The organism is Micromonospora sp. NBC_00860, assembly GCF_045207375.1.
Classification (GTDB): domain Bacteria; phylum Actinomycetota; class Actinomycetes; order Mycobacteriales; family Micromonosporaceae; genus Micromonospora; species Micromonospora vinacea.
In genome coordinates, this window is record NZ_CP108825.1 from 3,974,807 (window position 1) to 3,989,261 (window position 14,455).

The 14,455-nt window shown below is 70.4% G+C and carries 12 protein-coding genes; 9 read left to right on the top strand and 3 right to left on the bottom strand.

The genetic code is table 11. The annotated features are described in order from the left end of the window. Positions 1 to 84 precede the first annotated feature (84 nt). Positions 85 to 669, top strand: a complete 585-nt coding sequence (locus OH804_RS18180) for a TetR/AcrR family transcriptional regulator (protein WP_196922004.1) — start codon at positions 85 to 87, stop codon at positions 667 to 669. After that, complete coding sequence (locus OH804_RS18185) at positions 666 to 1,499, top strand: alpha/beta fold hydrolase (RefSeq protein ID WP_406058307.1); 834 nt, start codon at positions 666 to 668, stop codon at positions 1,497 to 1,499. Before OH804_RS18180 ends, OH804_RS18185 begins: the two co-directional genes overlap by 4 nt. Positions 1,500 to 1,603: 104 nt before the next feature. Here the strand turns inward: OH804_RS18185 and OH804_RS18190 are convergent, their stop codons facing one another. After that, positions 1,604 to 2,329: an SDR family NAD(P)-dependent oxidoreductase gene (locus OH804_RS18190; RefSeq protein ID WP_231392572.1), complete on the bottom strand. Its 726-nt coding sequence runs from the start codon at positions 2,327 to 2,329 to the stop codon at positions 1,604 to 1,606. A gap of 68 nt (positions 2,330 to 2,397) precedes the next feature. Between OH804_RS18190 and OH804_RS18195 the strand changes: the two genes are divergently transcribed. From OH804_RS18195 to OH804_RS18205, 3 genes are all read left to right on the top strand, one after another. Continuing rightward, positions 2,398 to 3,018, top strand: a complete 621-nt coding sequence (locus tag OH804_RS18195; protein ID WP_196922002.1) for a TetR/AcrR family transcriptional regulator — start codon at positions 2,398 to 2,400, stop codon at positions 3,016 to 3,018. A 111-nt stretch (positions 3,019 to 3,129) separates the two neighbouring features. Then, entirely contained in the window at positions 3,130 to 4,815 is a 1,686-nt protein-coding gene (locus OH804_RS18200) for an ATP-binding cassette domain-containing protein (RefSeq protein WP_406058310.1), read from the top strand. Beyond that, a complete protein-coding gene (locus tag OH804_RS18205; protein WP_406058312.1) occupies positions 4,805 to 6,271 on the top strand; it encodes an aminotransferase class V-fold PLP-dependent enzyme in 1,467 nt (488 codons plus the stop codon). Before OH804_RS18200 ends, OH804_RS18205 begins: the two co-directional genes overlap by 11 nt. An 18-nt stretch (positions 6,272 to 6,289) precedes the next feature. Here OH804_RS18205 and OH804_RS18210 read toward each other — a convergent pair whose 3' ends face one another. Then, positions 6,290 to 6,688 (bottom strand): hypothetical protein, encoded by a 399-nt coding sequence (locus OH804_RS18210; RefSeq protein ID WP_196921999.1) that lies wholly within the window; start codon positions 6,686 to 6,688, stop codon positions 6,290 to 6,292. 378 nt (positions 6,689 to 7,066) lie between these two features. Between OH804_RS18210 and OH804_RS18215 the strand changes: the two genes are divergently transcribed. The 4 genes from OH804_RS18215 (at position 7,067) to OH804_RS18230 (ending at position 11,262) form a co-directional block, all read left to right on the top strand. After that, a complete protein-coding gene (locus OH804_RS18215; protein WP_196921998.1) occupies positions 7,067 to 8,326 on the top strand; it encodes a glycoside hydrolase family 16 protein in 1,260 nt (419 codons plus the stop codon). Between the two features lie 165 nt (positions 8,327 to 8,491). Further along, the gene (locus tag OH804_RS18220; RefSeq protein WP_406058315.1) at positions 8,492 to 9,514 is read left to right on the top strand and encodes a DUF4331 family protein; all 1,023 of its coding nucleotides are present in this window, start codon (positions 8,492 to 8,494) and stop codon (positions 9,512 to 9,514) included. 202 nt (positions 9,515 to 9,716) lie between these two features. After that, the gene (locus OH804_RS18225; RefSeq protein ID WP_406058317.1) at positions 9,717 to 10,262 is read left to right on the top strand and encodes a hypothetical protein; all 546 of its coding nucleotides are present in this window, start codon (positions 9,717 to 9,719) and stop codon (positions 10,260 to 10,262) included. A 76-nt stretch (positions 10,263 to 10,338) separates the two neighbouring features. Continuing rightward, positions 10,339 to 11,262: a hypothetical protein gene (locus OH804_RS18230; protein ID WP_406058319.1), complete on the top strand. Its 924-nt coding sequence runs from the start codon at positions 10,339 to 10,341 to the stop codon at positions 11,260 to 11,262. 176 nt (positions 11,263 to 11,438) lie between these two features. Here the strand turns inward: OH804_RS18230 and OH804_RS18235 are convergent, their stop codons facing one another. Next, positions 11,439 to 14,447, bottom strand: coding sequence for a fibronectin type III domain-containing protein (locus OH804_RS18235; protein ID WP_406058321.1), 3,009 nt, complete (start codon positions 14,445 to 14,447; stop codon positions 11,439 to 11,441). Positions 14,448 to 14,455 lie beyond the last annotated feature (8 nt).

The window sequence follows — 14,455 nt, forward strand, 5'->3', positions numbered from 1 at the left end:
TGCCTGCCCGACCCAGCGGTCGACCGGCCGGGCGGTGCTATCTTAGGGCCCCTAAGTTATTTCCTAATGAAGCAAAGGTTCGGTATGCCACGGCAGGGTCTGACCAACGCGCGCGTCTCGGCCGCCGCAGCCGAACTGGCGGATTCGGTCGGCCTGTCCCGGTTGACCGTCGCGGCCGTCGCCCGGCACTTCGGCGTCTCCGACGCCGCCCTGTACGTGCACGTCCGCAGCCGGGAGGCGTTGATCGAGCACGTCGCGGTCCGGGCGGCGGCCACGTTCGCCGACGCACTCGCGATAGCTGTGGCGGGTCGGGCCGGCCGCCAGGCCCTGGTCGGGTTCGCCGACGCCTGGCGCGCGTTCGCCGTCACGCATCCGGGGCAGTACGCGGCGACCCAGCTTCAACTGCCGCCCGAGGTCGGCACCCGGTCGGCCGGGCACCTGCGCCTGATCGAGCTGAGCTACGCGATGCTGCGCGGGTACGGGCTCGACGAGCCAGCCCTGACCGATGCGATGCGATTCGTCCGCAGCACCTTCCACGGCTTCACGAGCCTCGAAACGGTCGACGGTTTCGGGCATCCCCGCGCTGTCGACGCGTCCTGGCAGTCGATCCTCGACGCGGTGCACACCACGTTGAGCAACTGGCCGACCGAGAAACAGGAGCAGCGATGAACAGCCACGATCAGTCGGTCGAATCGGCCGACGGCACCCGCCTGGTGGTACGACGCCTGGGCATCGGCGACCCCGTCGTCCTGGTGCACGGCTCGGGTGGTGGGTTGCACTCCTGGGCCGCCGTCGCCGAGCACCTCGCGCGCGACCACGAGGTGTGGCTGCCGGCCCGGCGCGGATACGGTCCCAGCGACGTCCCGGCCGACACCAAGTCCTTCCGCACCGAGACCGCCGACCTGATCGCCGTCACCGAGGCGGCCCGGCGATCCTCGGGCCGACCGGTCCATCTCGTCGGGGCGTCCTACGGGGCGACTCTGGCGTTGCACACCACCTCGGCCGATCCGCGCGACGTACGCTCCCTGGCGATCTTCGAGCCGCCGCTCTACGCGGCCGGGGCGGAGATCGTGCCGCTGCTCGACCGGTACCGCGCCGCCTTCGAGCGCGACGACGCCGCCGCGATGGCAGCGGCTCTGAACGAGGTGACGCGGGTTCCGGCCGAGATCGTCGCCGCGATGGCCGTCGGCGCGGGGAATCGGGTGCCCGACCCGGTCGAGGCGCGCCGCTCGGCGGTGGGCTGGCTGCACGATCTCGAGGCCCTCGCGCAGGACAGCACCGACATCACACGGTGGTCCTCGATCACCGTGCCGACTCTCCTGCTGGCCGGCGCGGACACCTGGGAGCCGATGCCCACCACGATGAACGCCCTCGCGAGGACGATTCCGGCGGTCCGTCGCGTCACCTGGCCGGGTCAGTCGCACTTCGTGACCATGACGGCACCGACCCTGGTCGCCGACGCGCTGCGGCAGTTCTACGCCGCGTTACCCGCGGCTTAGCCAAGCCGAACGAGGCTGGCCCAGCCGGGCAGGATCCGCACTCGCGGTGCGGATCCTGCCCGGCGCATCGGCGGGAATCTGCGGCCAGCCTGGTGCGGGTGGGGTCAGTGACCGGCGTTCTGGCCGCCGTCGACGTGCAGGATCTCACCGGTGACGAACGGGGCTGACTCGAGGTAGAGAACGGCGTCGACGACGTCGCTGGTCTCGCCCATCCGGCCGACCGGGTGCAGGCCCGCGAGCGTCTGGTGGGTCTCGACCGGGTGCATCGGGGTCTTGATGATGCCGGGCGCGACGGCGTTGACCCGTACGCCGCGAGCCGCGTACTCGATGGCCAGAGACTTGGTGGCGGAGCTGAGACCGCCCTTGGTCAGGGACGCGAGCGCCGACGGAACGTGCGAACTGGGCTGGTCGACGAAGCTGGTCGTGATGCTGACGATGTGCCCCGCGCCCCCGGCCAGCAGGTGCGGCAGGACGCGTCGGGTGAGGTGGAAGAACCCGGCGAGGTTGACCCCCGTGACCAGGTCGAACTCCTCGTCGGTGTAGTCGGTGAACGGCTTGGCGACGAAGACGCCGGCGTTGTTCACCAGTGTGTCGATCCGCCCGAAGCGGTCCAGCGCGGCACGCACCACCCGCTCGGCGGTGTCGGCCTCGGCGATGTCACCCCGGACCGTGACGATCTCCGGGTCGTCGGACGCGCCGATCGAGCGTGAGGTCGCCACGACGCCGTACCCGAGCTTGCGGTAGGCGTCCACGAGGTCGGCGCCGATGCCCTGAGAGGCGCCGGTGATCACAACGACCTTCTGGCCCTGGCTGCTGTTCATGCTGTTCATGACGGAACCACCTTCACTAGACGACTGGTCTACTAAAAGCTAGCCGACCGGTCGTGTATCGTCGAGGCATGGGCCGGACCAGTGACGCGAAGAACAAGATCCTCGACGCGGCAGCCACGCTGATCGAGCAGCGCGGCTACACGGCGCTCGGCGTGGCCGAGATCTGTGCAGCGGCGGGTGTGCCCAAGGGCAGCTTCTACTACTTCTTCGAGTCCAAGCAGGCGCTGGCCCGCGCCGTCATCGACGAGCACTGGGTCACCCAGCGCCGCCAGTGGGAGCAGTTGCTCGGCAGCGAGCGCGACCCGCTACAGCGGCTCCGGGACCTGTTCGAGGCCACGGAGGAGGTCCAGCGCGTCGGCCAGCAGAAGGCCGGCGTGGTCGCCGGTTGCCTCTTCGGCAACCTCGCCCTCGAACTCAGCAACCAGGCCGAGGAGATCCGCGGCCGGCTCCAGGAGATCTTCGAGGAGCAGATCAACCTCATCGAGCGGGTCGTCGTCGAGGCGAAGGAGCGAGGTCTGGCAGGCCCGGCGGTCGACAGCCGGGAGGCCGCCCGATCGATCGTCGCCCAGATCGAGGGGCGGGTCCTGCTCGCGAAGTTGCTCAACGATCCGGCCCAGCTGGAGACGCTGTGGCGCAACTGCCTGGATCTCCTCCAGGTGCCGGCGAAGGCGCGGACCACCACCGGCTGAACGGCGACGGTCGCTGACCGTCCACTCCGGGCACACTGCGCGGTCGCTCAGTAGCATCGGCGGGGCACGATATTCAGGCGGACCACTCCCCGACCGGATCGAGCACCCGACATGACGACCGAGCAGACCACGTCTCCCCCGCGTGCCGGTGTCGGCATCGCCGCTGAGGGACTGGGCCAGAGCGTCCGGAGCGGTCGCCAGATCCTGGCCGACGTCTCAGTGAGCATCGCGCCGGGCGAGCTGGTCGCGATCATCGGTGCCAGCGGCGCCGGTAAGACCACACTGCTGGAACTCCTCGCCGGAGTACAGCAACCGACGACGGGCACCGTGAGGTACGACGGCAACGCCGCGGCCGGCACCATCGGCCTCGTTCCGCAGGACGACATCATCCACCGCGAGCTGCCCCTGGCCCGCACCCTGCGGTACGCCGCCCGACTGCGCCTCCCCTCCGCCACCGGACCGGCCGAGATCAACGAACGGGTCGCGGAGGTGCTCGCCGAGCTGCGGCTCACCGACCGGGCCGCCACGCCGGTCGGCCTGCTCAGTGGCGGCGAACGCAAGCGCGCCAGCATCGCCGTCGAACTGCTCACCCGACCCGGCGTGTTCTTCCTGGACGAGCCCACCTCCGGGCTGGACCCGGCGATCGCCGTGGAGCTGCTCCGGGTGCTCCGCACGCTCGCCGACACCGGAGCCACGGTCGTGCTGACCACCCACCAGGTCACCGACGTGGACCACTGCGACCGGGTCGTCGTGCTGACCCGTCAGGGCCGCCTGGCGTTCACCGGCACCCCGGCCGCCGCCCGGGAGTTCTTCGGCCTGCGGTCCCTCGTCGAGGTGCACCTCCGGCTCGACGAAACGACCCAACCCGACGAGTGGCCCGATCGCTTCGCCGAGCGGCGCGAGGCCGAACAGCCGCGCCGTACCACCGACGACGGTGCGACCGCCGCGACGCCGCCCCGGCGCGTCGGCCGGCCGCGCCAATGGGCGATCCTCACCGCGCGCAATGCGGAGATCGTCGCCCGGAACCGGCTGACCCTGGCGATCCTGCTCGGCTCACCACTGATGGTGCTCGGCATGTTCGCGCTGCTGTTCCGTCCCGGGGCGTTCGAGCCGACCAGACCCAGCCCGACGGTGACCGTGATGATCCTGTTCTGGATCGCGTTCGGCGGCTTCTTCTTCGGGCTGACCTACGGGCTCCTGCAGATCTGCACCGAACTGCCGATCCTGCGCCGGGAGCGGCTGGCCGGTGTCCGGCTGGCCCCGTACCTGTTGGCGAAGGTCGCGGTGCTGCTGCCCCTGCTGGCCCTGGTGGACCTGGCCCTGCTCGGGGTGCTGCGCGGCATGGACCGGCTGCCACCGGTCGGCGGCGCCGACTTCGCCGCCCTGTACACGACACTGCTGCTCTCCTCGGCGGCAGCGCTCACCCTCGGTCTGCTCTGCTCGGCGGCCGTGTCCGACGCGGCCCAGGCGACGCTCATGCTGCCGATGCTCTGCTTCCCACAGGTGCTGTTCGTGGGCGCGATCCTGCCGGTGCCGACGATGGCGACCGGCGGTCAGTGGCTCAGCTACGCCATGTCGAACCGGTGGGCGTTCGAGGGCCTGGGGCACACCGCCGGGGTGGAGCGGCTCTGGCGCGACGGTGGCTCCCCGCTCGGCCCGCCGCTGTTGGCCACGTACGGCGACAGCTTCTCCCGGCCGGTCTGGGTCGACTGGCTGGTGCTCGGCGGTTTCGTGCTGTTCTTCCTGGGCGCGGCCTGGGCAGTGCTGGTCCGACGAGGCTCCCGACGTGCGTCCTGACCCGACACCGCACGCCTCCCCCACTGCGCTGCCGGGGTACGCCGCCACCGGCCGGATCGACGAGCTGCGCGCCACCGAGTACCGACACCTGGACACCGACGGGCAGGTGTACCTCGACTACGCCGGGGCCGGGGTGGCTGCCCAGGCCCAGGTTCGCGCCCACCACGATCGGCTGCTCGCCGGCCTGTACAGCAACCCCCACTCGGAGAACCCCACGAGCGTGGCGGCGGGTTCACTGGTGGAGTCGGCGCGAGACGCGGTACTCGACTTCTTCCGCGCCGACCCGGCCGAGTACGCGGTGGTCTTCACCCCGAACGCCAGCGGCGCCTGCCGGCTGGTCGGCGAGGCGTACGACTTCGGTCGGGCCGCGCCGCTCGTGCTGACCTGGGACAACCACAACTCGGTCAACGGCATCCGCGAGTACGCCCGGTCGGCCCGCGCGGCCGTACGCTACGTGCCGCTGAGCGGGCCGGAGCTGCGGGTCGCCGAGTCGGACCTGGTGGCGGCGCTCGACGCCGGCCGGGGCAGTCTGGCCCGCCGGTGGGGTCGGCCCGGTGGTCGCGGGCTGTTCGCCTATCCGGCGCAGAGCAACTTCTCCGGGGTGCAGCACCCGCTCGGCTGGGTGGAGCTGGCCCAGCAGCGGGGTTACGACGTGCTGCTCGACGCTGCCGCCTTCGCGCCGACGAACCGGCTGGACCTCAGCATCGTCCGCCCGGATTTCGTCTGCCTGAGCTGGTACAAGCTCTTCGGCTATCCCACCGGTGTCGGCGCGCTGCTGGCCCGCCGTACAGCGCTGGCCCGGTTGCGCCGGCCGTGGTTCGCCGGCGGCACGATCCGCGCGGTCAGCGTGCAGGGCGACTGGCACCGGCCGATGGACGACGAGTCGGCGTTCGAGGACGGCACGCTCAACTTCCTGAGCATCCCGGACGTGGAGTTCGGGTTGCGCTGGCTCGACTCGATCGGCGTGGACCTGGTCCACGCCCGGGTCGGCCTGCTCACCGAGTGGCTGCTGGCGAGACTGGCCACCCTGCGGCACGACACCGGCGGGCCACTGGTCCAGGTGTACGGGCCGGCGACGGGTGCGGGGCGCGGTGGCACTGTGACGTTCAACCTCCGCCACCCGGACGGCACGCTTGTCGACGAACGGCTCGTCGCGCGGGAGGCGGCAGCGGCCGGCTTCTCCCTGCGTACCGGCTGTTTCTGCAATCCGGGTGCGGGCGAGGGCGCGTTCGGCATCAGCCGGACGTCGACCCGGCAGAGGCTGTTGGCCGGGGTCGACACGATCGACCAGTATCTCGCCGCGTTGCGGCTGCCGACGGGCGGCGCGGTCCGTGTCTCGTTCGGACTGGCCTCCACGGCGACCGACGCGGAACGCTTCGTCGCCTTCGCCCAGTCGACCTACCTCAACCGGAACGCCGGCGCCGAGTCGCCGCTGCCACCTCGGCTGCGCTGCTGACCTGCCCGACCGCGCCGGTCAGCTGACCTGGGCCACCGGCGCCGGGCGGTGCTTGATCTCCTCCATGAAAGGGAACCGGGCGGTCAGCTCGGCGAAGGTGAGGCCGGACCGCCAGGCCGCGGCCACCTGGGCGACCTGCACCAGGTCCATGACGTCACCGCGCGCCAGGACCTCACCCGAGACGCGAAGGTCGATCATGAAGTATCGGGCCTGCGAGCCCAGCCCCACGCAGACCACGCCCTCGTCGGAGTGCAGCTCGGCGCAGGTGAACCGGGCCCGCCCCTGCTCCGGCGCGGTCACCCGGCCGACATCGAGCCCGTGCCGGGCAGCGGTTTCGATGAGCGCGGGGGCCAGGCCACCCCGCTCGACCAGATCCGGGTAGAGGCGCACACCCAGCGCCGTCGACGCCTCGCTCATGACTGACTCCCACTTCCTTGTGACAGAGACCAGCAGCGCGCAGGTTACGGGAACGTTTCCGGCACGCCTCGTCATCCTGTCCCGCGTGGACGCCCCACGGCAATAGGAAGGGTCGATTCGACCGCTATCGAGTAACCCTCGGTCGCGCCGAACTCCTTCGATGGGTCGGCGCCGTCCATCTCGGAGGCATCGATCGATGCCACGCTGACGACAGTGTTCGGCGCTCCGCCGCTCACTGGTCAGCATCGGGCAGTAACGGACGGTCGTGATATTGGAAACACTCTTGACAGAAAGACACGATATCGACATGCTTCGCTTTAGAGAGCGCTCTCTACCCTGGTAAACCGCCTCCATCACCCCCACGCTGAGGAGCCTCCCGTGTTCACAGCCCGGCCCAGCCTCCGCTTCCGCCCCCTCGTACTCCTGGCGGCCGCCCTCGTCGCGACCGCGACGGCGCTCGTCGTCCCGGCGCACCCCGACCGGGCCGAGGCCGCCATCGGCCCCATCAGTTGGCAGGACGAGTTCAACTCCCCCGCCGGCACGCCCGTCGACCAGAACAAATGGCGGTTCGACATCGGCGGCGGCGGCTGGGGCAACAACGAGCGGCAGTACTACACGAACAGCACCAGCAACGCCGTCCACGACGGTCAGGGCAACCTGGTCATCACCGCCCGCCGGGACAACCCCGCGAACTACCAGTGCCACTACGGGCGCTGCGAGTACACGTCGGCGCGGTTGCTGACGGCGGCCACCTTCACACAGACGTACGGGCGATTCGAGGCCCGGATCAAGATCCCGCGTGGTCAGGGCATCTGGCCGGCCTTCTGGATGCTCGGCACCGGTGGCGGGTGGCCCGACGCCGGCGAGATCGACGTCATGGAGAACATCGGCCGGGAGCCCAACACCGTCTACGGCACCGTGCACGGGCCCGGCTACTCCGGCGGCGGCGGCATCACGGGCAGCCGGACCCTCGGTGCGCCGCTCGCCGACACCTTCCACACCTATCGGGTGGACTGGGAGCCGAACGTCATCACGTGGTACGTCGACGGGGTGCAGTACCACCGGGTCGATCCGGCCCGGCTCGGCGGCAACCGCTGGGTGTTCGACCACCCCTTCTTCATGATTCTCAACGTGGCGGTCGGCGGTAACTGGCCCGGCTACCCGGACGGCTCGACCCAGTTCCCACAGCAGATGCTCGTCGACTACGTCCGGGTGTCCAGCTACACCTCGGGAGGCGGGGGCGAACCGACCCCCGGCACCAACCGGATCAGGGGCACGCAGAGCGGTCGCTGCATCGACATCCCCGGCGCCGACCCGGTCGAGGGCGCCAAACTCCAGATCTGGGACTGCAACACCACTGCGGCCCAGAGCTGGACCTTCGCCTCCGACGGGACCGTCCGCGCGATGGGCAAGTGCATGGACCCGGCCTGGGCCGGCACCGCCAACGGCACCGAGGTCAACCTGGTCAGTTGCAACGGCAACACCGCGCAACGCTTCACCCTCAACGCCTCCGGCGACCTGGTCAACCTCAACGCCAACAAGTGCGTGGACGTACGGGAGGCCAACCCCAACAACGGCGGCAAGCTGCACCTGTGGGACTGCCTCGGCGCCGCCAACCAGAAGTGGTCTCGCATCTGACCACACGGGCACGAAGGAGTGGGTCGTCCGAGGAGAACTCGGGCGGCCCACCGCCGCGCGGGCCTCGCTCCTCCTCGAACCGGATTGGCTCGATGCGCCGGGAGGCCAGGCTCACGCCCACTATGTTCGGATTAGTCCAAATCCGGCAGTTCCGGGAGTGAGCTCATGTCGCACCACCTCGATACCCCCCTGGCCGCGCAGGGCGGCCAGTTGTACATCGACGACCTGTACGTCTTCAACGGTGACCGCGCCACGGTCTTCGTCATGGACGTCAACAGCTCGGTGACCAAGGCCGACATCAAGCGCGGCTTCCACGCCGAGGCGCGCTACGAGATCAAGATTCACATCAATGGCGCCGAGGTGGAGGACCTGGCCTACCGGTTCGCCTTCGGCGAGCCGGACGGCGACGCCCGACAGGCCCTCCAGTTGTACGAGCTCACCGGAGCGGACGCCCGCGACGACGCCGCGATGGGCACCCCCATCGCCGAGGGGCGCACCGGCGAGGTGACCACCGGCGTCAACGTCCGGATCTGGGCCGGTCGGATCATCGACCCCTTCTACGTCGACCTCGACGAACTCGCCACCATCAACGGCGCGGTCAAGAACGGTTCGCCTGTGGACCGCTCGGCGTGGCGGGTCGACCAGGCCAACAACAGCTTCGCCGGCACCACAGTCGAGTCGATCGTCCTCGAGGTCTCCCATGACGAGCCGCTGCTGCGCGACGGCACCGAGATCGGCGTGTGGTGTCGCACCATGCTGGCCACCGACGCCGGCGGCTGGCGTCAGATCAACCGCGCCGGCCACCCGATGATGTGGCCGATCTTCTGGCCGCACGACACCGACTTCTCGAACCCCGCCAACTTCCGGCACCCCAGCAACGACCTCAGCGAAGGCGGCGAGGAGATCGCGAACGCGGTCGCCGGGGTGGTCAAGGCCAACGGCACCGCCCCGGACCCGCAGGCGTACGGCTGGAGTGTCACCCGGCAGCTCTACCCCGACCTGCTGTCGTACAAGGTCGGCACGGCAGCGAACTTCGGCTTCGCGGTCCGCAACGGGCGCACCCTGGCCGACAACGCGCCCGAGGTGATGTTCTCACTGGTCCTCAACACCGGCACCGCGGCCGGCCTCACCTCGGAGGTCACGAAGGCCGCCCGTTCCGCCGCGTTCCCGTACGTGGTCGCGGCCTGAAACTGCTCGCGGGCTCGGCTGCCAACACGGAGTCGAGCCCTTGCCGTGCGCGCCTCCGCGACGACCACGAGCGGTGGTCCCGGACCACCCGGGATCGCGCACGACCACCGGGTGACGTTCGTACCATTCCGTCCGTTCTGAGCGTTTTGCGTAGTTAGTCTTCTAAGTGCTTCTAAGGGTTCTTTAGGACAAAGGAGACTCGATGCGTAGAAAGATTCTCGCGGGCTTGGCCGGCGTAGCCGGCGTCGTCGCGCTCGCCGGACCGGCCGCCGCGGACACGACGGGCGACACGATCGTGACCCTCACCGTGGACGCCGCCGGTGGTCTGTCGATCACGGTGCCGGCGACGGCGAACATCGGGCACGGCGTGGAGGGCTCCAGCGTCTCCGGTCAGCTCGGCCCGGTCACCGTGCTGGACCAGCGCGGGTCGCTCACCCCCAACTGGAGCGCCAACGTCATCTCCACCGACTTCGTCACCGGCGGCGGCTCCTCCGGGGAGACGATCCCGAACATCAACATCCTGTACTGGTCGGGTCCCGCGACGGCGACCGCGGGTGGCGGCACCTTCACGCCGGGTCAGCCCACCTCCGCCCAGCAGGTGATCATCAACGTCCCCCAGACGGCGATGACCCACACCGGCGGGACAGGCAACAACTTCGCCACCTGGAACCCGACCCTGGTGGTGAACGTGCCCGACGGCACCGTCCAGGGTGTCTACACGGGGACGGTGACACATTCGGTGTTCTGAGCCGCTCGGCCGGCTGGTGCTGCTGGCCTCGGTCGCCCTCGTGGCGCTCGGGGTTTCGGCGGCACCAGCCGTTGCCGTGCGGGAGCAGCGACAGGAACCGGCCGAGGAAGCCGCGATCAGCATCCGGATGCTGGACATCCCGGCCAGCCGGGTGCAGGACCCCCGCGCCCAGGTCTACATCGTGGACCACCTGAAGCCCGGGACGACGATCAACCGCCGGGTCGAGGTGCAGAACACCTCCGCCGAGACGCAGAAGATCGAGTTCTATTCCGGTGCCGCGTCGGTCGAGAACAACGCCTTCACAGTGCCCGACGGGCGTACGGGCAACGAACTGAGCGGGTGGATCCGGCTGAAGACCGCCACGATGGAGCTGGACCCGGGCGAGCGACGACCTGTCGAGGTCGAGGTCGCCGTGCCGAGGAAGGCGTCGAAGGGCGAACGGTACGCCGCGATCTGGGCGCAGGTCACCAGCGCGACAGGGCGCACCGGCAACGTCACCCAGATCCACCGGGTGGGCATCCGGGTCTATCTCGATGTCGGCCCGGGTGGTGAGCCGCCCACGGACTTCCGGATCGAAGGGCTGGCCGCGGAGCCCGGCACCGGCGAGTTCCCCGTGGTCACCGCGAAGGTCACCAATACCGGCGAACGCGCACTGGACATGACCGGCACCCTGTCGCTGACCAAGGCGGCGGTCCAGGCCGGCCCGTTCAAGGTGACGAACGGCGTGACGATCCTGCCCGGCCAGAGCGGTCAGGTTCGGATCGAGGTCAACCAGGCCCTGCCCGCCGGGGCCTGGGACGTGCACGTGAAGCTCGCCAGCGGCACCGTGGAACGCACCGCGACCGGGAAGATCGTCCTGCCCGTCGCGGCGCCGATGACGGTCGCGGCGTCCGGCGGGCCGAGTTGGCTGGTGTACACGATGGGCGGCATCGCGCTGCTGGTGCTGGTCACCCTCGGTGGCTGGTATCTCGTCCGCCGGCAGCGGACCCAGTTGGCCTGACGGTCCCGAACAGAGACTGCCCGGCCGTTCCGAAGGGAACGGCCGGGCAGCACCGTCTGGCCGAGTCGATCATGGACTTGTGGTGGCCGACTTGGGCACAACCAGAATGGTTTGTCCCCCACCACAACTCCATGATCGACGAGGCGGGGCGGCGGGCGAGGAGTGTGGGGCGGGGTCTAGATGACGGAGTGCGTCACGACCGCCACGTAGTCGCCGACCACCACCCCGGACGGAATGGTCACCAACAGGGTCGGGTTCCAGGTGGCGGAGTTCGGGCCTCCCGTCTGGCCGGACCACCCGGCGGCCGTACGCGGGGTGCTCAGCACCGCTCCGGGCTGCGGGACGAAGGATCCGACCCCGGTGCTGCCCAGGGCGGGCCCGGAGGCGTACGTGATGTTGCTGTTGGGGATGGTCTCGCCACCCGAGCCGGAGCCCGTGGTGAAGTTGGTGCTGGTGACGACGCTGACCCAGTTACCGGAGAACGGCCCGCGGTCGTCGGTGACGGTCACCGGTCCGAGTTGGCCCGAGACGCCGGTCGTGCCCGAGGTGACGGTGCCGAGCGCCGAGATCGCCGGAACGCTGATGGAGAGCCCACCGAGCGGGGTGATGACCAGGTCGACCGGTCGGGTCGCGGACTGGTCGAACGAGTCGGTCACCCGGACGGTGAACGGGAACGTCCCGGACACCGTGGGCGTGCCGGAGAGCAGGCCGGTCACCGGGTCGAGGGTCAGCCCGGCGGGCAGGCTCCCGGCGCTGACCGACCAGGTGAACGGGCCCGTGCCGCCGGTCACCGTCAGCTGGTACTGGTACGGGTCGTACGCCTTGCCGGGCGGGGGCGGTGGGAAGGTCAGCGTCGGCGACGCGTTGACCGTCACCGACGCGGAGGGGGCCGACTGTGGGCCGGTCCCGCCGGCGTTCGTCGCGGCCACCCGGAAGGTGTACGTCGCGCCGGCCGTCAGCCCGGTGACGATCTGGGTCGTGGCGGTCCCGCTGAAGACCTGAGGGGTCTGCGCCGTGGCACCGAGGTAGGGCGTCACTGTGTAACCGGTGATCGGCGACCCCCCGTTGGCCGGGGCCGTCCAGCTCACCGTGGCGGCGTTGGTCCCCGCGGTGGCCGAGGCGTTCGTCGGCGCCCCCGGCACTGTGTACGGGACCACCGCCGCCGAGGGTGGGCTGGCCGCGCCGGTGCCGTAGGCGTTCACCGCCGCCACCCGGAAGGCGTACGACGAGCCCGCGGTCAGCCCGGTCAGGGTGCGGCTGGTGGTGGAGGCGTCGAAGGTGACTGTCGGTTGGGTGACGCCGTCCCGGATCGGGGTGATCAGGTAACCGGTGATCGGGCTGCCGTTGTTCGCCGGCGCGGTCCAGCTCACGGTGGCGCTGGCGACGCCCGCGGTCGCGGTCGGTGTGGCCGGGGTGCCCGGCGCGGACGCGTAGACGTAGTTCGCCGATCCCGCGGAGCCTCTGGTGACGACGCTGACCGTGACCGTCGCCGGGCTGGACCGGGCGGGCATGGCCGAGATGCCGAGCGTGCCGTTCGGGTTCACTGTGAAGCAGCCGGCCGCCGGGCCGGAGCTGCACGGCAACAGCACCACCGAGGTACCGGCCTGCTGCTCGGCGGCCGTACCGATGGTGATCGCGGTCGCGCCGGTGAGATTGCTGCCGCCGACGGTGACCGCGATGCCCCCGGAGGTCGAGCTCTCCGCCGGCGTGACGGTGACGCCGCTCGGTGCGGTGGCCGGCGCGACGGGCGTGGTGAAGCTGGTGTAACCCGGGTTCGCGTCGATCGACGACGAGGTCGCCACCGTCGCGGTCTGGATCAGCGCCGGCGTCACAGCGGTGCCGGTGACGGTCGCCACGACCGTGATGGGCGGCAGGGACGTTCCTCCGGCGAACGGGCCGTTGCTGTTGGTGCAGGTGATGGTCTGTCCGGATGGTGCGGCGCAGACCCAGCCGGAGCCGAACGCGCCGCGGGGAACGACACCGGTGGGCACGGTCTGGGTGACCGAGATCGGTGACGTCTCGGTGGCGCCGGCATCGACCCCGGCGGTGATCGAGTAGGTGACCGGGTCACCGGGTTGCGGGTTGGCCCCGACCGCGCTGGTCTGCGACACGTTCAGGTCCGGCACCGGGTTGAAGCTGACCGCGCGGGCGTTGTCGATCTCGTGGAAGTCGGTGACCGAGCCGGTCGAGCCCACCCAGCCGAACGCGAGTTGCCGTGGGTAGCCGTTGGCGTTCAACCAGGTCGGTGACGGGTACAGGCTCGGCGACACCACCGGGAGCGCGCCCGCCAACGTGCGTGCCGCCCCGCCGACCGGGGTGAACCTGACCCGGTACTGACCTGCCGGGGTGGTGATGCCGGTGTCGGTGCTGAATGGGGACGAGGTGGTGTTGATGACGACTTCCACCGGCACCACGGACGCGGCACGGGTGGTGGCCCGCAACGGCAGCGCGGGCGACGACGTACTGGTGGCGGTGCTGTTGATCGCGCAGTAGCCGACCCCGTTGCGGCCCGGCCCACGGACCACCACCTGGCCGGGGACCCGCGTGTTGGTGGTCGAGATGTAGGGCGGATTCGTGCAACCGGTGCCCTGGTAGAGGCTGTTGCTGAAGTTGCCGAAGACGTCCAGGCCGATGCCCAGGTAACCATTGGACAGTCCCACCGAGCCGCCGTTGAACGCCGCCGAGTAGCCCAGCGATCCGCCCGACTGGCCGATCACCGACGGGGACCGCGGGTTGGCGGGGTCGACGGCGGCCAGCGCGAACGCCAGGCCGTCCGCTCCGGGGCTGATGCCGCCGTACTGGTAGGTGTTGAAGGTCAGATGCAGGCCCTGCGAGGTGGGCACGCTCACCGCACCGAACACGCCGCCCTGCCGGTTCGCGACGGCCGGGGTGAGGCGCAGCTTGCCCGCACCCTGCGGATCGGTGGAGGTGGTGCAACTCAGCAGCGGGCCGGTGGTGGAGTTGCCAGCCGCGCTCAGGCAGGCGGCGTTGGTAGCCCCGGCACCGGGCACGCCTGGCAGCGACACCGCGCCGATGCCGTTCGCGGTGTTGTTGTGAAAGGGCTGGTCGAACAGGACGGAGCCGGCCGCCGACGCCGGGAGTGGCGCGACCACGAGAGCTGCCACGGTCACGGCTACGGCCAGCGCTGCGCTGGTGCTCGACCGACGCCAGCCCCGAAACGGCATGCCCACTC